Source organism: Streptosporangium sp. CA-135522, from assembly GCF_050949235.1.
Lineage (GTDB): Bacteria > Actinomycetota > Actinomycetes > Streptosporangiales > Streptosporangiaceae > Streptosporangium.
In genome coordinates this window covers 280,054-297,571 of record NZ_CP192027.1, presented here as the reverse complement: position 1 = coordinate 297,571, position 17,518 = coordinate 280,054, and the positions used below count along the sequence as shown (strand labels likewise).

General features: G+C 66.5%; 30 protein-coding genes and 1 tRNA gene. 3 read left to right on the top strand and 28 right to left on the bottom strand.

The genetic code is table 11. The features are described 5' to 3' along the window. Positions 1–10: 10 nt before the first annotated feature. The 12 genes from ACQPYK_RS49790 to ACQPYK_RS49735 form a co-directional block, all read right to left on the bottom strand. Positions 11–292, bottom strand: coding sequence for a hypothetical protein (locus tag ACQPYK_RS49790; RefSeq protein ID WP_433259300.1), 282 nt, complete (start codon positions 290–292; stop codon positions 11–13). Further along, positions 283–783, bottom strand: a complete 501-nt coding sequence (locus ACQPYK_RS49785; RefSeq protein ID WP_433259299.1) for a hypothetical protein — start codon at positions 781–783, stop codon at positions 283–285. The genes ACQPYK_RS49790 and ACQPYK_RS49785 overlap by 10 nt, the downstream gene beginning before the upstream one ends. Before the next feature lie 544 nt (positions 784–1,327). After that, positions 1,328–2,164 (bottom strand): DUF4326 domain-containing protein, encoded by an 837-nt coding sequence (locus tag ACQPYK_RS49780; RefSeq protein WP_433259298.1) that lies wholly within the window; start codon positions 2,162–2,164, stop codon positions 1,328–1,330. Next, positions 2,157–2,294, bottom strand: a complete 138-nt coding sequence (locus tag ACQPYK_RS49775; RefSeq protein WP_433259296.1) for a hypothetical protein — start codon at positions 2,292–2,294, stop codon at positions 2,157–2,159. Before ACQPYK_RS49775 ends, ACQPYK_RS49780 begins: the two co-directional genes overlap by 8 nt. Before the next feature lie 8 nt (positions 2,295–2,302). Further along, positions 2,303–2,425, bottom strand: coding sequence for a helix-turn-helix domain-containing protein (locus ACQPYK_RS49770; RefSeq protein WP_433259295.1), 123 nt, complete (start codon positions 2,423–2,425; stop codon positions 2,303–2,305). A gap of 207 nt (positions 2,426–2,632) precedes the next feature. Beyond that, the gene (locus ACQPYK_RS49765) at positions 2,633–4,297 is read right to left on the bottom strand and encodes a TROVE domain-containing protein (protein ID WP_433259293.1); all 1,665 of its coding nucleotides are present in this window, start codon (positions 4,295–4,297) and stop codon (positions 2,633–2,635) included. Positions 4,298–4,323: 26 nt separating this feature from the next. Then, positions 4,324–4,409: transfer RNA gene (locus ACQPYK_RS49760), tRNA-OTHER, on the bottom strand. A gap of 811 nt (positions 4,410–5,220) precedes the next feature. Further along, positions 5,221–5,370 carry a hypothetical protein gene (locus ACQPYK_RS49755; protein WP_433259291.1) on the bottom strand — a complete coding sequence of 50 codons (150 nt, stop codon included), beginning with the start codon at positions 5,368–5,370 and terminating at the stop codon, positions 5,221–5,223. A 29-nt stretch (positions 5,371–5,399) separates the two neighbouring features. After that, the gene (locus tag ACQPYK_RS49750; RefSeq protein WP_433259290.1) at positions 5,400–6,170 is read right to left on the bottom strand and encodes a hypothetical protein; all 771 of its coding nucleotides are present in this window, start codon (positions 6,168–6,170) and stop codon (positions 5,400–5,402) included. Between the two features lie 119 nt (positions 6,171–6,289). Next, on the bottom strand, positions 6,290–6,790 hold the full coding sequence (locus ACQPYK_RS49745) for a hypothetical protein (protein WP_433259288.1): 501 nt from the start codon (positions 6,788–6,790) through the stop codon (positions 6,290–6,292). A 191-nt stretch (positions 6,791–6,981) separates the two neighbouring features. Further along, a complete protein-coding gene (locus tag ACQPYK_RS49740; RefSeq protein ID WP_433259286.1) occupies positions 6,982–7,278 on the bottom strand; it encodes a hypothetical protein in 297 nt (98 codons plus the stop codon). Continuing rightward, positions 7,275–7,526, bottom strand: a complete 252-nt coding sequence (locus ACQPYK_RS49735) for a hypothetical protein (RefSeq protein WP_433259284.1) — start codon at positions 7,524–7,526, stop codon at positions 7,275–7,277. Before ACQPYK_RS49735 ends, ACQPYK_RS49740 begins: the two co-directional genes overlap by 4 nt. A gap of 122 nt (positions 7,527–7,648) precedes the next feature. Between ACQPYK_RS49735 and ACQPYK_RS49730 the strand changes: the two genes are divergently transcribed. After that, positions 7,649–7,969 carry a GYD domain-containing protein gene (locus ACQPYK_RS49730; RefSeq protein WP_433259283.1) on the top strand — a complete coding sequence of 107 codons (321 nt, stop codon included), beginning with the start codon at positions 7,649–7,651 and terminating at the stop codon, positions 7,967–7,969. A 15-nt stretch (positions 7,970–7,984) separates the two neighbouring features. Here the strand turns inward: ACQPYK_RS49730 and ACQPYK_RS49725 are convergent, their stop codons facing one another. The 5 genes from ACQPYK_RS49725 to ACQPYK_RS49705 form a co-directional block, all read right to left on the bottom strand. Continuing rightward, the gene (locus tag ACQPYK_RS49725) at positions 7,985–8,314 is read right to left on the bottom strand and encodes a hypothetical protein (protein WP_433259282.1); all 330 of its coding nucleotides are present in this window, start codon (positions 8,312–8,314) and stop codon (positions 7,985–7,987) included. A gap of 124 nt (positions 8,315–8,438) precedes the next feature. Beyond that, complete coding sequence (locus tag ACQPYK_RS49720) at positions 8,439–8,795, bottom strand: DUF4326 domain-containing protein (RefSeq protein WP_433259280.1); 357 nt, start codon at positions 8,793–8,795, stop codon at positions 8,439–8,441. Between the two features lie 72 nt (positions 8,796–8,867). Next, positions 8,868–9,152, bottom strand: coding sequence for a hypothetical protein (locus tag ACQPYK_RS49715; protein WP_433259278.1), 285 nt, complete (start codon positions 9,150–9,152; stop codon positions 8,868–8,870). A gap of 99 nt (positions 9,153–9,251) precedes the next feature. Then, positions 9,252–9,434 (bottom strand): hypothetical protein, encoded by a 183-nt coding sequence (locus ACQPYK_RS49710; RefSeq protein WP_433259276.1) that lies wholly within the window; start codon positions 9,432–9,434, stop codon positions 9,252–9,254. An 84-nt stretch (positions 9,435–9,518) separates the two neighbouring features. After that, positions 9,519–9,992 carry a hypothetical protein gene (locus tag ACQPYK_RS49705; RefSeq protein ID WP_433259275.1) on the bottom strand — a complete coding sequence of 158 codons (474 nt, stop codon included), beginning with the start codon at positions 9,990–9,992 and terminating at the stop codon, positions 9,519–9,521. A 103-nt stretch (positions 9,993–10,095) separates the two neighbouring features. Between ACQPYK_RS49705 and ACQPYK_RS49700 the strand changes: the two genes are divergently transcribed. Then, positions 10,096–10,620 carry a hypothetical protein gene (locus ACQPYK_RS49700; protein WP_433259273.1) on the top strand — a complete coding sequence of 175 codons (525 nt, stop codon included), beginning with the start codon at positions 10,096–10,098 and terminating at the stop codon, positions 10,618–10,620. 298 nt (positions 10,621–10,918) lie between these two features. Here the strand turns inward: ACQPYK_RS49700 and ACQPYK_RS49695 are convergent, their stop codons facing one another. From ACQPYK_RS49695 to ACQPYK_RS49665, 7 genes are all read right to left on the bottom strand, one after another. Next, entirely contained in the window at positions 10,919–11,509 is a 591-nt protein-coding gene (locus tag ACQPYK_RS49695) for a hypothetical protein (RefSeq protein ID WP_433259271.1), read from the bottom strand. 191 nt (positions 11,510–11,700) lie between these two features. Then, positions 11,701–12,030, bottom strand: a complete 330-nt coding sequence (locus tag ACQPYK_RS49690; protein WP_433259269.1) for a hypothetical protein — start codon at positions 12,028–12,030, stop codon at positions 11,701–11,703. A gap of 582 nt (positions 12,031–12,612) precedes the next feature. Further along, positions 12,613–13,059, bottom strand: a complete 447-nt coding sequence (locus tag ACQPYK_RS49685; RefSeq protein WP_433259268.1) for a hypothetical protein — start codon at positions 13,057–13,059, stop codon at positions 12,613–12,615. A 487-nt stretch (positions 13,060–13,546) separates the two neighbouring features. Continuing rightward, a complete protein-coding gene (locus ACQPYK_RS49680; RefSeq protein ID WP_433259266.1) occupies positions 13,547–14,152 on the bottom strand; it encodes a hypothetical protein in 606 nt (201 codons plus the stop codon). 29 nt (positions 14,153–14,181) lie between these two features. Then, entirely contained in the window at positions 14,182–14,490 is a 309-nt protein-coding gene (locus ACQPYK_RS49675) for a hypothetical protein (RefSeq protein WP_433259264.1), read from the bottom strand. A 74-nt stretch (positions 14,491–14,564) separates the two neighbouring features. Beyond that, the gene (locus ACQPYK_RS49670) at positions 14,565–14,708 is read right to left on the bottom strand and encodes a hypothetical protein (protein ID WP_433259263.1); all 144 of its coding nucleotides are present in this window, start codon (positions 14,706–14,708) and stop codon (positions 14,565–14,567) included. Between the two features lie 155 nt (positions 14,709–14,863). Beyond that, positions 14,864–15,115 (bottom strand): DUF6461 domain-containing protein, encoded by a 252-nt coding sequence (locus ACQPYK_RS49665; RefSeq protein WP_433259261.1) that lies wholly within the window; start codon positions 15,113–15,115, stop codon positions 14,864–14,866. On the opposite strand from ACQPYK_RS49665, the gene ACQPYK_RS49660 reads away from it, so the two are divergent. Continuing rightward, on the top strand, positions 15,114–15,611 hold the full coding sequence (locus tag ACQPYK_RS49660) for a hypothetical protein (protein WP_433259259.1): 498 nt from the start codon (positions 15,114–15,116) through the stop codon (positions 15,609–15,611). The genes ACQPYK_RS49665 and ACQPYK_RS49660 overlap by 2 nt on opposite strands. On the opposite strand, the gene ACQPYK_RS49655 is transcribed toward ACQPYK_RS49660, so the two are convergent. From ACQPYK_RS49655 to ACQPYK_RS49640, 4 genes are all read right to left on the bottom strand, one after another. Continuing rightward, positions 15,612–16,187: a hypothetical protein gene (locus ACQPYK_RS49655; RefSeq protein ID WP_433259258.1), complete on the bottom strand. Its 576-nt coding sequence runs from the start codon at positions 16,185–16,187 to the stop codon at positions 15,612–15,614. It lies immediately after the preceding gene. A 237-nt stretch (positions 16,188–16,424) separates the two neighbouring features. Further along, positions 16,425–16,745, bottom strand: a complete 321-nt coding sequence (locus tag ACQPYK_RS49650; protein WP_433259256.1) for a hypothetical protein — start codon at positions 16,743–16,745, stop codon at positions 16,425–16,427. Next, the gene (locus ACQPYK_RS49645) at positions 16,742–16,942 is read right to left on the bottom strand and encodes a hypothetical protein (RefSeq protein WP_433259255.1); all 201 of its coding nucleotides are present in this window, start codon (positions 16,940–16,942) and stop codon (positions 16,742–16,744) included. Before ACQPYK_RS49645 ends, ACQPYK_RS49650 begins: the two co-directional genes overlap by 4 nt. 258 nt (positions 16,943–17,200) lie before the next feature. Then, the gene (locus ACQPYK_RS49640; RefSeq protein WP_433259254.1) at positions 17,201–17,476 is read right to left on the bottom strand and encodes a hypothetical protein; all 276 of its coding nucleotides are present in this window, start codon (positions 17,474–17,476) and stop codon (positions 17,201–17,203) included. Between the last annotated feature and the right edge of the window lie 42 nt (positions 17,477–17,518).

Sequence of the window (17,518 nt, the reverse complement as noted above, 5' to 3'; positions counted from 1 at the left end):
CCGCTGATGCTCAGTACCTTCCGGAGTTGGTGCAGAGAAGCTCGCGGGCCAGCTCTTGCACGCCCGGCCACTCGACGGGCTCGCCTGACCGGGTGACGCCGAGGTAGTTGTGCAGGACGACGACGCGGCCGCGGTAGCCCTGTTCGCGGATCTGCTTGGCCACGTAGGCGAGCATCGCCATGCTGTCTTTGCCGGCTGAGCTGCAGATGACGATCAGGTCGTAGGCGAGCAGGTTCAGGACGGGCCGGGGGCGGCGGCGTTCGAGTTCGGGGAGGTTGAGGGTCAGCTGCATGGGCGGGCCTCGCTCCGGCCGTAGACGCCGCCGGAGATGGTGGTCGCGTGGAGCCAGAAGCCGGCGCTGTGCTCGTCGCGGTGCTGGTCTCCGAGCCGCCACCCTTCCAGGTGGGCCAGCTGAGCCCAGGTCCACCGTTCAGAGAAGGATGCCCAGCCGTCTTCGGGCCGGTTCATGATGTGCGGCTGGTCGGCGGCGCCTTCCCGGGCCAGGATGCGGACCAGGACATCGGGTGTGAAGGACAGCAGCCGCCGCGGCTGGGCGGGGGTCAGTGCTGGGCAGCTGGTGCAGTCGCCGTTGCGGACGCACGGGTCGAAGCCGCCCCAGCGGGCGCGCCGCGTGTCGTGCGACTCCCACAGGGTCGCGTACGAAGTGGGCTGCAAGGCGCACTGGCCGGGGTACAAGGCTCCGGCGTTGAGGCTGAACCGGTTCCAGCCATTGCCGTCGGGGCCGCCCGGGTTGTGGGTGGGGGCGGGCAGGTAGATGGGCAATATGAGCTCCCTTCTGATCGGCGGATGATAGGTGTGGCTGGCTACGGGAGCACGCCGATCAGCAAGTAGGGGTCCAGCGTCTAGGTGCGGTCACCGCAGGTGACGACGACCTCCTCCGCGGTGCCGCTCCGCAGCGGCTGGTCCTGGGTGATGACATAGCGGATGGCGACGTCGAACTGGCGGCCGACGTTGTTGCGGAGATCGCCGCGACTTGGCCGTCACTCACGAACGGCAAGGGCACGTATTCGCCGGTCATGCACTCGGTGCAACCACATCCTGGTGTGCCGTTCGCGATGACTCTGGACATGGGATTTCCCCTCGGGTTGTGGGCGGGTAGAGCGGTTTGAGCAGGTGACAGGCCCGGCCAGGGCGACCGGCTGGGCCGGGCCGCCCTCATCGCAGACACGGGCGCCGGGAGCGCAGTAGCAGTAGCCGACTTCGGCAGGTCCCAGCTTCCAGTAGCTGATCGGGGTCCGCGGCCTGCGTCATCGTCTGCATGATCGTCGCGGCTGCGGTTTGTACGGCTTCCGCCGGGAGGGTGCGATCAGGCATTGGCGGGCCACTCTCCGTTCGCAATGTCCAGCAGGATTCGCGCGTGGCAGTGGTCCGGCTCCCCCTCGGCAGGCAGCGGGCAGTAGCAGGCCAAGTCCTTGCCTCGCAGCTCCGGCAGTTCGGCGAGCAGCCGTTTCAGAGCAGCCTCGGACTCGGGGCCTCTCCACCAGGTGTCGCTGCCGCCCACCCAAGACCGGAACGCGGTGGCACATATCTTGCGGGCCTCGTCGGGGGTGTTGGCGAATCCGATATTGATCGCTTTCGCGATCGTGAAGGGGTTCCCGAAGCGGGACGGGCAAGTGACGATCACGCAGTTGTCAGGCTTGCGCCAGCCCTTCGTGCGGTGGCGTTGGATCCTCTTCGGCGCTTCCGCCGGCAGGGAGGAGTCGGGCATGAGGTCCTCCGAAACGGTCTTGGGCGGCGGCGAGGGGGGACATGCCGCCAGTGATTCGGCCAGCGAGGTCGTCGAGGACGGCCTGCTCGTTGCTGGCGCCTTGCGAGTGGTAGCCAGCAAGGGGGCGGGGTTCGGCTGCGGAGCCGTACCCGAGAGAGCGCGAGTGAGACGGGAAGCGGGCCGCGCCGTCAGCGCCGGGTTACAGACCCCCGACCAATACTCCTCCAGCATGACGCGGAGGTCCTTGGCGGAGACGATGACGTAGCCCTGTGCAGCAAGGGCAGCCAGGGCGGCGTCGATGACGGCGTCAGCTTCGGTGCCGCTCAACGCGATCGGCTTCCCTTGTCCGGCGTGAGCGAGCGCGTTCGGTTCGAGGCAGAGCCGCACCCGGTGGCGGATGGCGTTCGCGAGTGTGTCACGGAGGATCTCAGACATGGCCGTCTTCCTCGATCTCGTCGGCGACCGCGAGCAGCACGGCGACCATGCTGGTCCCCTGGATGAGCCTGGGGTGGCGGTCGATGAACTTGCGGGCCTCGACACGCAGGTCTATGCCACTGCCGCGCATTTCGGCTGCTACGCGCTGTGGTTTCGCCAGTGGACACCATTGACGAGTCTGGAGATCGTCGTGTGCGCGACGCCGAGCCTCCGCCCGATAGAGCGGAACGACTCGCCGCGCTGGTGAGCGCGACGTGCCATCCACGGCCAGCAATCATCAGGCCCAGCGGTGGAGACTTTCGACCAGAAGCGGTCTTCGACGGTGCGCAAGGCTGCCCTCTCGAAAGGAGAGGCGCACGATCGGCATGCGACCGCGCGCCACCTTCCGAGATCCCTGATGGTGACCGCTCAACTCGCAGTCTCCGCACCGGAAGAGGTGCCCTCATCCTATCGAGCGAGGGCACCTCGTCAGCCGCGAATGAACCCGTTCACGATCAGTGGCAGCGACGCGTCCAACCCTGCGACATTGAGCACGCCAGCATCATTGGGGTCGCCGATCGAATACCCAGCTGCGGTCATCGCAGCGACGACGACGCGCGTGTCGGGGTTGACCGCCCGGCGGTAGGCGTTGAGCGCCCGTGTCGGGTGGGAGCGGCCGGCCCAGGTCTCGTTGTCGGTGAAGACGACGATGCCGTCCGCGGCGAACTGCTCGCGCGTTGCCCAGATGAACGGCAGCGACAGGTCGGTGCCGCCGCCTGAGGGCTGCCAGGAGGCGATCTCGCGCAGGTTAGTGCGCGGCGTCACCCTCGACGCGTGCACCGCAGTGTCGACGTCGATCACGTGCACGTTGCCCTTCTCCATCCGGGCCAGCATGACCGCCATCGCGCAGCCGACCTCGTACGGGCTGCCGACCGGCGACCCGCCCACCATGACGCCGCCGCCCCAGTTCATCGACCCGGACGAGTCCACAGCGACCAGCAGCCGCTTGCCTGAGGGCTCGACATTGCCGAAGGACAGCTCGTAGGCCTCCTCCAGCGCGTCCAGGATCGCCGGAACGGGCGCCCAGGTGTGGGCGTCTGCCCGCGGGTTGGGCTGGCTGCGGCCGGACGCGTAGATGCGCAGGGCGAGGAACGCGTCCATCGGGTGGATGCGGGCCTTCAGCAGCGCGTCCCGGTCAGTGAGCCGGGCGACCGCACGCCCGGTGGCATCGGCCATCGGCTTGAGCGTGCCGATGCGCGTCATCCGGCCCAGGTTGCGGATGAGCGCGGTCATCCCGACCGTGTCCACCAGCGCGTCCCACACCGCGGGCTCGCGCAGCATGGCGTCGGGCAGGAACTCCCACGGCACCCGCGCCTCACTGACGACCTGGACCGCCTGCGCCGTGGTCGTGACGGCCTTGGCGGTGAGGAACCGGTCGATGGCGGGCAGCCCGTCACGGGCCTCATCGTCGGAGACGTTCCCCGCGATCCACCCGAACAGCATCTTGCGCTGCTCCGAGTCGGCCACCGGGTGGGCGATGCGCAGCACGTCACGCAGCGAGAACGCCTCACCCTGAGGCGTCTTCCGCTGGGCGGCCTTGCACGCCTTGAACGCGATGTCGTCGGCGCTGCCGGCGAGGAACCAGGAGCCGAGCGCGGTCCGCAGGCTACGGCCGACGACGGGCGCCGAACCGCGCCCGGTCGCCTTACCGCCGAGGTTCTTGTAGTAGCCGAAGAACTGCGCGAGGTGGTCGGTCGTGCGCGCCACCTTCGACAGAGCAGCCTTTGCCGCCTGCCGGGTGTCAGCGTCGCCCTTGGCGTAGCAGGCAGCCAGCGCAAACAGCGCGGGCCGCTGCTTGGGGGCGCGTGGCGGACGGGCGGTGGAGATGTCGGTGAGCAGCGCGACAACGCGCGGGCCGTCCTCGGTAATCGCCTGGAACAGCACGCCGGCGTTCTCCGCAGTCAGCTTGTCCTCGCCCACGTAGTAGGTGCCGCCCGTGGTACCGAGGATCAGGAAGTCCTCCAGGCGTGTCCACAGGTCCTTGGCGAACACGTAGCCGCCGGCTGCGTTCTGTACCTGGTCGGCGCGGCCGGGGATCGGCTGGGACTGCGGCGTCGCGATCGTCGAGACCGCGGCGAGGGGATCACGCGTCATCGTTGCTCCTTCGATTCGACCCGCCCTTGGGGCGGATATGCAAAAAGGGGAGCGGATGTGGTGACGTCCACCGGTGTTTTTACAGGCGCTCTGCCAACTGAGCTACACCCCGCGAGTGCCGGGTGGCGGGATTCGAACCCGCGACAACCTGTTCCCGATAACCGATATGACTTCGACCCGCTCCCCTGCTCGTCAGCCCTGCCGGTGGCACGGATATGGGGTGACCGACCGGCTGTTAGACGTGCTAGGCCGCTACACCACACCACCCGAAGGCGGTGCCGGGATTCGAACCCGGGTCTCCGCTTTGAGAGAGCGATAACCGATCGAGATTCGACCCGTACCACCGGCAGGACTGACGAACGATCAGGTCTGGAGCTGGCGCGGATGTGGGAGGACCCACCGGCCGTTACGGTGCTCTACCGCTGAGCTACACGAACCCGAAGTCCGTGACGGGATTCGAACCCGCGACCACCGGCTTAATAGGCGATAACCGACGAGCTTCGACCCGTGCCAGCACCAGACCTGACCAGCGCGTCGGGCCTGAAGGGGATACGGATATGGGGATGAGCACCGGCGGATCATTGGCAAGATAACCGACGCCCTTCGACCCGCATCCACTTCAGGCCCGGCGAACTGAGATCCACGGTACAGACTGGCGTGACGCGTCACACCCGAATATCGGGCAGGTCATGAAATGTCATGGGATCGTCGCGGGCGATGACCTTACGCCGCGTTCCTGCTGCGGTGTGCGCGCTGTGAGGCGACGTTCCGGCATGAAGCGGAGCAGTACAGCGCGTCCACCCTCGAGCGCGTTCTCCCCCTGCCGTCATCCTGCCAGCGGAACTGACGGCCACACCCCGGCAAGGCGCATATCTTCAGCTCAGGGACTGTTCCACGGCCCCGGCAGTTCGGGCACTGCTCGCTCATGCCTGATCCTCCGCCAGCAGGTCGGCGGCGAACGCTCGCCGCTCTTCCGGCGTGAGCCGTACCGGCCACATGGCAGGCAGCAGCAGTACATCGCCGTTCGGGCAGCGCACGATGTCTACGGGGCTGGGAGGAGAGTCCAAGAGCATGGCCCCTCCATTGTCCTGGCACGCGGCGGTCACGACGCCGCAGCCATGGTGTCGAGAGCGTCGTATTCCTCAACGGTCATCACCACGGGGCCTCCGCGGGATGCTCCACAGTCACGATTGCGGCACTCGATACGGTCTTCACCGTCCATCTGCGACAGGGTAGCCAGGTTGCATTGGGGGCAGAGTCTGCTCTTGGTACGACGACGCGGTTTGGATTTGGCGGCCACGTCGATACGGCGGTGCCAGGCGAGCACGCCGACGGCGAACTCCGCAGCATGATCGGGGTGAGTCAGGATGCTGTCCAGGTGCGTGGCGAGCCAGGCGACTGATGAGGTCAACGCTGGCGCCGACTCTCCCCGATAGGGGACGGTGGGCCAGCGCTGCGAGGTGCGGTAGGCGTCCTCCTGGGCGCGGAGCCAGCACAGCAGCTCGTTCAGGTCATCGTGCGCAGGCGAAGGGGACGACGGTTCAGGGGAACGGGAGACCCGCTCGTTCTGATCACGCGACTCGTAGCCGTCGCCGTGCAGGAGCCGAAGCGTCATGAGTTCATCTACGTCCAGCAGGGTCGCGCGGACGGTCGCTTTGTCCCGGGCGCAGATGAGCGGGTCGCCAGCGTAGAAGCGCGCCTCGGGCATTTCAGGCTCCGCGGGCGGCTCCCCCTGCTGGCCGGCGTTGACCCAGGCGTCCACCGCGTCAGCGTGCGCTTCGCGGGCCTTGTGGTAGGCAATCCACGCCTGTCGGCTGCGGTGGTTACAGATGGAGACGCAGGCCCCTTCGGGCGAGATCGAACGGTCGAACATGTGGTCCTCCCCGAGGTCGTACGCTTACGGGAGACCAACGTGAGGGTTGGGTCTGGTGCTGTGAAGGTGAGGCGGCTCCCATGTGGCGTGGGGGCCGCCTTTCGCGTTCTCAGCGAGCGTTAGTCCTTGTCGGTGTACTGAGGCACCCGCTGGGCGGCAGCATATGCAGGTCCGCGCACCTGGTGGAGCCAGCCCGCGGGCTGCAGTCCTGGGATCGGATGCCGGACCGGGTCGAACCGCATCGGCTCGGCGAAGTCCGGCCGCGCTGGGCCGGTTAGGGTCAGCCGGCCGAACTTCTGCCATGCGCCGCCCGGGGACGCCACCGCCAAATCGAACAGCAGTGGCTGCACCGCGACTGCGTAGGCTAGCGCGTCGAGGTTGGCTTCCACTGCCCACGGCGGCCGGGTAACCGCGCCGAGCAGCAGCCGGCCCCTGCTGGTTTCGTAGGGGAAGAGCGAGCTGTACATGCCCGCCCATGTGGTGGTGGGCATCAGCATGCGGCGGCCGAGCGCGGTGTGCCCGGTTGTGGCCAGCAGTAGATCCGCTACGTCATCGGTGCCTGGGGGCCGCCAGCGTATGGCCAGGCCAAGGATGTCCGGCAGTGGATGCGGTAGCCCCATGGATCGGGACAGTCGAGCCACTCCCTGGAGGTCGGCTTGCTGGTCTAGGAATTCGGCTCCCCACGGGTGGGGTGCTCCGTGCAGGGTCAGGTTGGCGTGGAAGGACAGCCCGACAGGGTGGAGTGGGCGTCCATGTCGTAAGCGTGCCGCTGTTCCAAAGGCGGCGGCCAGCCCGGAGCGGACGGCGGAGGTCAACGGCCGTGCCATGGGTCCTCCATGTGTCGCGGGCGGCGGTCTACCAGCAGCGATACTGCTACCCGGGGAGACCTTCTCGAATCACGACGCTGGTTCCTCCTGTTGATTGCTGCCCAGGCGCGGGTGATGAAGGCGACGATGGCGACGGCTGGCCAGAGGACGGCGGACAGGACGCCGATGGTGTGGCCCAGGACCACATCGCCGCCCTGCTCGGCGATCGCTTCCGGGGCAATGCGGCGGACGGTGACGATGACGCCGGCGGCGTAGATGGCGGCGATGATCCAGGCGGTCATGGCTCCTCCAAGGTGGTGAGAGCGGTGAGGGTCGCGCACGGGGCAAAGCATCCGCACGAGCAGTAGCCGTCGTTGACGCACGGGGTCGGCGTGCTGGCGTGGACGTGGCTGTCTCGCTCGCAGGAGTGGACGCGGTGGACCTCGCGGACCCGGGCAATGGTGGCTCGGACGGTCTCCAGGTCTCGGGAGAGACGCTCTACCTCGGCAGAGGTGATCAGGGCAGCGGGAGTTACAACCAAGTCATCCATTAACCCTCCAAGGGAAATCAGTGCAGCGGGTGGGATTACCGTCGCCCGAAGCTGAGAACGGCTCACCTCGTAACCGCAATGGCCGCTTCAATGTGAGGCGGCGGTACGGGAAGGGGCCGATCATGCCCAAGTACCTCATTCAGGCGAGCTACACCATGGATGGCCTCAAGGGGGTGCTCCGAGATGGAGGAACCGCACGGCGTGAGGTGGTGGAGCGCATGGTGGAAAGCGTGAGCGGCCGGGTCGAGCAGATGTATTTCGCGTTCGGCGAGAACGACGTCTACATCATCGCTGATATGCCGAACAACGTGGCCTCGGCTGCTGTGGGCCTCACAGCGTCGGCAGCTGGCGGAGCGCGAACGCGGACGGTTGTTCTCCTGACGCCTGAAGAGATCGACGAGGCTACTCGGCAGGAAGTGGAGTACCGGGCCCCCGGTGCATGACAGCGACCATCCGGTTCAGTCACGAGTGTCTTCCAGGAGGCTGGCGCCGCCGGTTTCGATGTCGCCAAGCGGGGCGGGCTGGGTGTAGGTGCCTGCGTCGATGGAGTCGGCAGTGAGCTCGTCGAGGAGTTCACGGCGCTCTTCTGCGGTGATGGTCCCTACATGTGAGCTAGCAAGACGGTTGGCATGTGAGTCGGTCACTGCGTCTCCCTTCGGGAACGCCTCACGGGCGATCTGAGCGGCCCAGGAGCGCGGCATCGTCGAGTCGTTGAACGGGTCATCCCAGATCCGCTGAGCGATCGTCTCGGCGATGAACGGGGCGACGACACTCACGATCGCCGTCACGTCACCCCGGCAGACCGCGCACCCGGAGTCGTACTTGTGGAGCCGGTGAGCTGAACGCGGATGCGACGTCCAGTCGTGTAAGGCGAGAGCCTCAGCGGCGGCTTGTACGGCTCCCTCAGGGATGTCAGGCATCGGCGTCTCCGTTCGCGATCTCCAGCACAATCCGCGCGTGGCACCAGTCGATCTCTCCCGGCTCAGGGAGCGGGCACCAGCACGCAAGATCCTTGCCTGCGAGTTGCGCGCGGACCTCCTCCATGGACGGGTAGTCGATATCGCCCCACCGCAAGAGGTCGGCCTTGAACTGCAGTGTCGCCTCCACCCGCGCGTTCTTGAGAACGTTGAACGCCGGGCCATCCAGGTAGCGCGGGCTGCCAGTGACGTGCCACATTGGGCGGCGCTCGTCGTCGAACTTCCGCAGGGTGATGCGGATCGGGTTGCCCCATACGCTCGGGCGGCCGACGTACACGGCACCCTCGGGCATGCGCCATCCGCGCTCTCGCTTGCGCTGGATGCGCTTCGGGGCTCCCTCAGGGAGCGGAGAGTCAGGCACGGGTCAGCGCTCCTCGGGGGCGGCGATCGGCTCGGACACGGTCAGGCGGGAGTAGAGGCGGCCGTGACGGTGTGCCACAGACCATCCACTGGCCTCCAGGCGCTCGATCAGTGCCTTACCGGCAGGGGTCTGGCGCGGGTCGTCGAAGGCGTCGAAGAGGCGGATGTCGAGCTCCCGACGGCCGTCGGCCTTTGTGTAGGTGAGGCCGACGTGCTCGATGAACTCGCGGGTTTTGGTCTCCTGGACGGTCTGCTCGACGAGGGTTTTGGTGAGGCGGCGCTTGGCCATTTCGCTCCGTTCAAGATCGTTGGAGGTGGCGTTGGCGCTCTCTCCGCAGTCCGAGTGCTGTCCGGCCAGACGCCGGAAGGAGAGAGCCGAGGCAGGGGATCAGTGGGCGTCCTGGACCGTCCACCCCTGCACGGTCAGGTCGGCCTTCCACTCGTCCAGGTCCTCGGGGCGGGCATAACTGCGGCCTACGTCCTGGCCGTCCTCGGTGTAGGTGATGAGGTGTATGACGGTGCCGGGACGCATTCCAGGCTGAGCGGTGATGGTCGCGATCTTCTCGGTCATCGTGGTTCTCCGTTCGGGATGGTTCGACTGGTCGGGTGTTCTGCCAGCCGCTCCGGGCCCTGGAGCGGCTGGCGCAACACCGGATCAGACGCTGACGATCCAGGCGTACTCTGGCCGGTCCTGCTCATGGAGGAAGATCCGCTCCATGCCATCGGTGTAGGTGACGGTGATGACGGCGCTGACCAACCCCCAGGTGAGGCTGCGGCTGCGACGCCCGAACTTCTCCTTGACGTGAACGCCTTTGACTTCGCGGGCGCATGCCGCGTTGGCGGGCCGCGGGGTGCCGTTGTCGTGCCAGGCGGACATGGCGGCGAGCTGCATGCCCTGCTTGATGTCTAGGGCATTGACTCGGGTGATGGTGATGACGGCGCCGGCGAACGCCGACTCCGGGTCAGTCGGGCCCGTCATCGCCGTGACTTCTTCGATCCCGAATTGGCCGGCCCCGAACCGATCGCGGCCCATGACGGCGGTGAAGGGGTATTTGTGCTGCAGGTCAGGCAGGGAGTCGTGGTTCAGCAGGTGGGCGAGCTCGGCTGGAAAGGACTGGTCGGCGGTCATTGTGGACTCCTGTGGTTGAGGGGGTGGGCGCCCGGGGTCTCCCCCGGGCCGGGAGGTCAGCAACGGACGATGGCCCGCAGGACGGCGAAGCGGGGTCGGTGTCATGCGTGATCTGAAGCTGCGCGTAGGCGCGTGCCTGCTCCTCGGTGCCCCGGTAGTCCACCTGGCGGATGAACGCGCCGGCCTGGTCGAAGAGGTTGACGATCTGGCGGGCGACGCCTGGCTTGATGCGCTCGGCAGGGATGGTCTGAGTGGTAGCGGCCATGTCATTCTCCCTTGGATTTACGGTATAATATTGCGCTTTCCTTCTGCGCTTCACTGTAGCGCTATCAATGGTGTAGCGCAACAGGTTTGCGCTACCGTAAAGCGCATGAGTGAGACGGAAAGAGAGCGGCTACGCGAGACGCTGCGAGCAGCCACCCGCAAATACCAGCGCACCGAGAAAGCCCACGAAGAGGCTCGCAAAGAGGTAACCGCTGCGATCGTCGACGCCCTGCGTGGCGGCGTTCGGCCAGCCGAGGTTGAGACCGATGGTCCGTTCAAAGGCCCATACATCCGGCGCATCCGAGACGAGCACGGCATTCCGGCGTTCAAGAAGGGCCAACCCGCTCCCCCGCCCACCGAGTAGCCAGCCACTCCGCCTCCCCCGCCAGCAGGTCGCCCTGGCCGTCGCAGTCCCCACCGCCTCGGCCTTGCGGCAGTCCCTGGCCAGCTCAGGCCGATATGAAGCGGCCCTGGCCCGATGAGACCGGACACGAGCGGCCGCACGAGCAGGAGCAAGAAGGCTTGCGGTAGCGCAATCGCCCCGGCCTCACACTGCGACTGATCAAGAGCACGCTGACGGCCTCCTGGGTCTGCGGTTCATCTCACGAAGGAACGGCGCTGTGCCGGAGTGAAGCTCACCAGCGCAGCGCCGTTCGGGTCGGTTATTCGGGCTGGCTGATCACCCTGTTGCCCCGGCCGTAGGCCCACGGGGTGCAGTGGGTCCGGGTGCCGACGTCATCTTGGACCGTGATGCTCCAACATCCGGTGCTCGGATCCTCATTGATGGCGATCACGGTGTATTCCATCCCCCAGTAACCGCAGCGGTATCGGCCACCGACCCGCTGAGGACCCAGGCGATACTCGCGGCTGGCCTCGAGTTCGGCCTCGAAAGCTCGGGACGGATCCTTGGCTCGGCGAACGCTCGCCTTGCGAAGGACGATGTCTCCGTCGGGCGCCCGCCAACGCCACCCCTGAGCGATGGTTTCCACGGGCGCGCCAGGAGCCAGCGCGTCCGTGGCGTCATGTATCGCCGGGTCGAACTCCATCGTGTCCCCCTCCCCAATGGGCTCCAGTCCCTGCTTGATGATGAAGTCCTTCACGAGTGCGAATGTCTCGTCCGGCACCATCGCCTGCTCGTCCGAGGCGCGGCTCATCTGCTCGTCTTCGAAGTCGCCCGCCGACTTCTGAAAAGCGTCGAAGAAGGCCAGCAGGGCCTCGATGGCCTGGATGCCGCCGGCAGCAATGTCGTTCACGGTGTTCTCCTTCGAGTGGGCTCACTCACGGCGAATGGTTCGGCTCCCGTCCAGGGGCTGACAACGCTTTCGTTTCTCCGCGGCGCCGGGGTGATTGCCGACGCCTGGACCGGGCCAAGGGGCAGACGCAGATGCCCGCACGCCGGTAGACGTGCGGGCATCTGCGGCTGCGCGGGGATGCGCCGAGATGGTTACGGCACCCAGGGATGGCCGTTCATCAGGACGGGCACCCGCCCTGTGTTGCGGGCGAAGCCCTCCGCCTCGTCTTCAGTCACGTAGTCCCATCCCTCACGGTCTCGGACCTCTGCGGACACGTGCTCGTGACCGGCGGCGCACCGCCATCCCCGGTCGGTAGTCCACGCGTCAGCACCGCACGCGACGATGATCGGTTCTCCGTCCTCGGTGTACCGGCGGGTGTCGATTAGCCAGTCGCACGGCAGGACCCCGCCGTACTGGTAGCACATACGGACGGAGGTGACGCTGAAGTGGCGGTTGCTGCAGTTGCCGCACTTGATGGGCATGAACATCCCTCCGGTGGGTGCGGGAACGACCCGGAGATGGCCAGGGTGGCTTGTTGAGGGGTCGGACCCGCCGCACACAGCGACGTCGATGCCGCAGCTCCGAGGGGGGTCCCGGTGCCTGGTTCGCCGACATCTCGGGTTCTCGGAACGCAGGAAGGCTCGGCCGCAGGCCGACCGCGCGCAGCGCGGCTTGGCCTTCCGGAGTGCAGAGGTTCCGGGATAGACCCAGGAAAGGCACTGGGCCCGGCCCTGGGAGGAACACGCTCACCTCTCGCCGTCACAGCAGGCAGTGCTCATGTCACCGGGCAGAGCGGGAAAGACCGGTCGGCTGGCGGCCGCGACGCTTCGGGCCCGCTGGTCCGTGCTCGTCCGCTGCGGATGGTGGTGGTCGTCATCGTGATTGTCAGGCAACCGAGCAGCATCTGATCATCTGATGGGTGCCGCGGCAGAAGAGCTCCATCAGGGCGTTGAAGGTCTTCGGGGCGTGGATTGCCTGGTTGATCACGTCCACGAGATGGGGGTGTGCTCGCCGGAATGCATGTCGAGGACCAGATGGAATCTCAGGGCCCGTGGTTATCGTGGTCAGCAGATCAGACAGCCGTCCCCGTCGTCGCCGTTGTGGTGAGAAGGGCAGCAGCCCGCTCCGCATTCGTCGCTCTTAGGTTGGCCGCAGTACGTCGAGATGCCGCAGCAGCTCGGATCGACGCACTTGTCCGCGTCCAGCACCGCAGGGCATTGGTCTGCGGCCCGCAACTGGTCCTGCTTCGAGCGGAAGCCGAGTAAAGCAATGACCTCGTTGACGACGTTGGTGTTGGCGTCGCGGAGCTTCTCCTGAAGGTCGTTGTCCTCGCTGCGGTTTGCCGTGTGGCGGGCATCTTCGCGTGTCTGAAGCAGCGTCATGAGCCATTTGGTCGCGGGCAGGGTGGCCTTATGCATGTGCTTCCTTCCGTTCCGGAAAAGAGGTGAGAAGGCCGGGCTGGCGGCCGGATCGATCAGGACGGGCAGGCCCGGAGCGTGGCCAGCGCGCATGAGGCCGACGCCTGCAGCATGGGCGACGAGGGGCGTTGGCGTGTGTCCGGCAGGCGGTGGCCTGCTCGCCGGTGCGGGCACTCAGCGTTTCGCCGACCGTTTGAGCAGCTGTCTTCCAGCGGAGCCGGGTGCAGGCTCGTGTGCAGGCTGCCGTCCCAGTGGTCAGTTGATCGGCACGACGTGGGAGCGCGGAATGTCACCGGTGACGTTGACCGGGATAGGAGCCAGCCACCTGATCCGCCGCTCTTGTCGGAGTCCACCACGGCCCGGGAGAGGTTTAGGGCGTCTACGGCCCGCAGCCGATTTAGCAGCACCTTGTGCAGGCGCTGCCAGACGCCGGCGCACCCGCCGCTGATATTTGGGCAACAGCGGCTCGATGACCGCCCATAGCTCGTCGCTGAGCTCCCATAGCTTCAACCGCGCCAACCGGCTCACCCCTCCCGCTGTCGTTACAGCGAGAGATCAAAGCACAACAGAGATCATTCTGTTAGGCGCTCTTACTGCCGGGGTAGTTGTCGAGCTGGGCCTGATGGCAGTCGGCGCATTTGCCGTACTCGCAGGCGTCGCTCTTGGAAGCGCCGCACCACTCCATCCACGGCATGCCGCATGCGACCTGCTGCCAGCACTTACCCATCCAGTGCAGGCACCGCTGTTCGACGCTAAGGAGCTGGACGTAGTCGTTGGGGATGATGAAGCCCCACGGCTGGGCCATCGCCTCGGCCACCTTGACCTCGCCAATGTGCTGCGTCCGGAAGGTCTTCTTCAGATCGCGCTCGCGACGGAAGTTGATCTCTCGTCGCCAGGCCACGTTCAGCGCCTCGAACTGGGCTCGCGTGCCGTCGATCAACATGAACCCGTTGGCTACGAACTCGTCCTCGTCCATCGCCATCGTGGCCGGAGCCAGCTCCCAGTCACCGAGGTACTGACCGAGCACGCACCGGTGCCCATACTCCAGGTCCAAATCGTTCGGATTGACGACCCACTGCCAATTGCCGGCGAAGTCGTCCATCACCCAGGCCCCAGACCTGGCCCGCTCCTCGTAGACCGCAAAGTCCTCGATCGGCTCGACCGTCTTGAAGGTCATCTCGCTCATCTCGTACCTCTCTGTTCGATGGGACGTGGTCAGGCGGTCAGGCGCTTATTGATCGCCTCACGCCACAGGCGAGTGAGGGCGATGTACTGCTCGTCGATGTCAGGGACGTCGCCGTCCTCGTTGAGGATCGTGAGCCCGTGATCCTGGGCCTCCTTGTACTCCATCTCCAGGAAGCGCAGGCCGTCCTTGTACGACCCGAAAAGCTGGGCGAGGACGTCGCTGCAGTGACTGCGGAGGTCGAGCCGGCCCTCATCGATCTCGCTGAACCACTCCGGGTACTCCTGGTCCAGCAGCTCGGCCCCCTGCTCGATCCGCTCGGACAGCTCCTGCTCGTTCATCTCGAACCTTTCGTATCCGTGCAAGGAAAAGGGCCCGGTGACAATCACCGGGCCCGCGAATTCTGGGCTGAGGGTCAGGTGGCCAGGCGCTTCTTGATCTCGAACTCCCAGTGCCGGGCGAGGACCACGTGCTGCTGGACCAGATCCGGGACGGGCTCGCCCTCGTCGTCCTCGTAAGCCACATAGAAGCCGTTTTCCTCGGCCGTCTCGTAGTCCATTTCCAGGTGCCCCAGGCCCTCCTCAAACTTTCCGAAGAGCTGGCCGAGAATGCAGAACTCGGGGTGTTCACGAGTGGCCCTGACCTGCGGACGAGTCAGGGAATCGTTGATCGCTTCCCAGGATGAAGATGATCGTTTCCCAGCCGGCCCTGCATTCAAGGCATGGGTGGGTGCCAGGAGGGGTCGCTGATGCGCGAGTGCCGCGCCTGGAGCCAATCGGTGGTGATGTCGGTTTCGGTGATCCGTCCGATCAGCGCCAAGGCGGAGCTGACGCTCTCGTCCGCCTCCACGGGGTCGACGTCGTCATCGGCTATCTGGAAGCGCAGCCCCTCCATCAGATGGTCGAGCGCATGTGGATCATCGCCGAACCTCCGATCAGGCCAGTTGGGCTCGAAGGAGACGATCATGCGCCCGTCGCGGGCGAAGATCACGAGCTATCGGCCACGCAATGCCCCGCCCGGCTGGGAGGCGGTGGCCGACCAGGTCCGCGCCACCGTCGCCGCGTCCGCGCCGTGGGTCAGCTACCGCATCGAGCGGCTGCTGCATGTGGTCGGCCGACTGGCGATCTGGTGCCACGGGCGCGGGCTGGCCGCTGACCCGGAGGTGTGGCTGCGGCACGAGACGATCGACGCGTTCGTGCTGGCCGGATACGCCGACCTGGCCCCGCGCACCGCACAGACCTACCGGTCCTGGCTGCGGCAGGTACGCGCCGCGCTCGCCTGGGCACAGCGTGGGGAAAGCACCCCGGTCGCACTCAGCGCCCCCAGCGAGCGCACCGCCCCCTACACACCGGCCGAACTGGCCAGGCTGCGCGTTGTCGAACATCAGGCGCATGCGTGCTTCTTCGGCAGGTGCCGCGGGTGGTGGACGGTCGACCGTCCACCACCCGCGCTCGCTCGTTAGCTACGTCGTCGCCTCCTGAGCGGCTCTAGCCGTGGCGCTGACGATGATGGCCCCAAGGTGCTTGTTAATGACGGAGCGGAGGCGGCGGGCACTCGTGCCGTATATGGCCTGGAGATCGTTCACGAGCGCGTCGATGTCCGCCAGGTCCGGGACCGGCTCCGGCAGGACGCCGGCCTTCTCCGCGCGCTCGAGCAAGCGCCCGAACTCGCTGCACCAGCCCTGCTGGTTGCCGAAGTCCTCCATCTCCTCACGAGTCATCGGCAGGGCCTTCAGCACGTCCTCCGCGTGGCGGGGGTAGCTCCGAACCTCCGGATCGGTGAGCAGAAAGCGCACCAGTGCACTCTCGGACTTCATCAGGTCCTGGTACGCGTCGGCCTGCTTCTTCTTGTGCGCCGACTCCAGCGCGTACAAGGCGGCTTTCTGCTTGTCCTCAGCCTCGAAGTACGCCTCGATCTGGTCCGGAGGCATGGTGTGGTCCCACGCCGGGATGGGGTGCTCCCGGTAGACGCGGTCGAGCTCTCTGTCGTGGTTCCTGTCCCTGATGGCGTTGAAGTATGCCTTCACCTCAGGCAGCATGGGGACTCTCCTTTTCGTGTGTGAGTGGGTGGATGATCAGGCTTGACCACCTCCCAATGCGCACGTGCAAGACGCGGACAAAGGGCTTAGGTCAAGCGATGGCGGAGGCTGGCCGCTGCTCCGCTAGAGCCAACGCTGTGGCCCACCTGGAGAAGGCGGGCCTGGTGCTCCTCGCCGTCTCCAGGTGGGCTTGTTACCGCTGGCTGCATCGGCCAGTCGGTGCGTTGCGTCGGTCGGCTATGCGTGCGTGATTTCTACGACTGGCCCATAGGTGATGGTCATGCCGTCGCTGTCCCGGATGCCCATCAGCAGCCACAGGTGGTTGAGGGCATTCCAGCTGATCCCGACCGCCCGAGGTACGTAGGCTGGGCTGGTCGGCCAGGTACGGTTGCGATCAACCTGAGCGATCTCGATCGGCCTCTTAAGGTGGATGGCGGCGAGGATGCGGCCGACCGCGAGAAGCAGGTCGCCGGGGCGCGTGAGGTCGAACCGGGCCGGGTCGTCGGTGAAGCTGAAGTCCTCGATGTCGTCGGACAGCTGCGCGTCGGGGTACGTCATCGTCTACCTCCCATGTGCACCGGGGTGCTGGCGGCGGGGTGGTCCCGGCGCTTGGGAGGGTGGGCGTAGATGTCGCGGACATAGGCCTCAGCGGTGATCCCTGCCTGCCTCAGCAGCGCGCCAATCATGTCCCCCGCCTGCTGCATTGCGAGCTCGGCGCCACGCAGGTCGCGCCGTGCGGTGATCCGGCACGTCACGCGAATCAGGTTCCTGGTGTCGCGGGCGGCGGTGCACCCGGCGGCCTCGGCCGCCTCGCTCAGCGTCTTGACCTCCGAGGCATCCCAGCGAGCAGGTGCTTATGATGCGGCCGGACGGTGTCCTCGCGGCCGTGCTCAGCGGCCGCGCAGGAATTGCCTAGCGGAGCGGTCGACGATGACCGCACTCTCGGATGTGCACCAACCCGGGAGCGCTGGCGCTGGAGACAGCGAGGTCGCTCGGTGGTCTCAGGTTGGTGTTCAGGAAGTGTTGGCTCGCAGCTTCTCCTGATCGGAGTGCCACCAGCGGTCCACGGTCAGGGGCGCGTCGGGGGGCTCGTCGTCTCGCCGGAGTGAGAATGCCTCAACGGCGTCGGCGAACAGGTTCTTCTGCTCGGTGGTCAGCTGTCTGGTGACGTCCCGCCAGTCGATGTACAGCCAGATCGAGGCGAGCAGATCCTCGTGCGGCTCGGCCTGCTGGACGAGTTCAGCTTCGGCTCGTTCGGCGCGCTTCCGCCAGCAGAGGGCCGCATCCACCGGCGGCTCACCTGTCCGCTGGGCAACCTCGAGGCGCCCTGG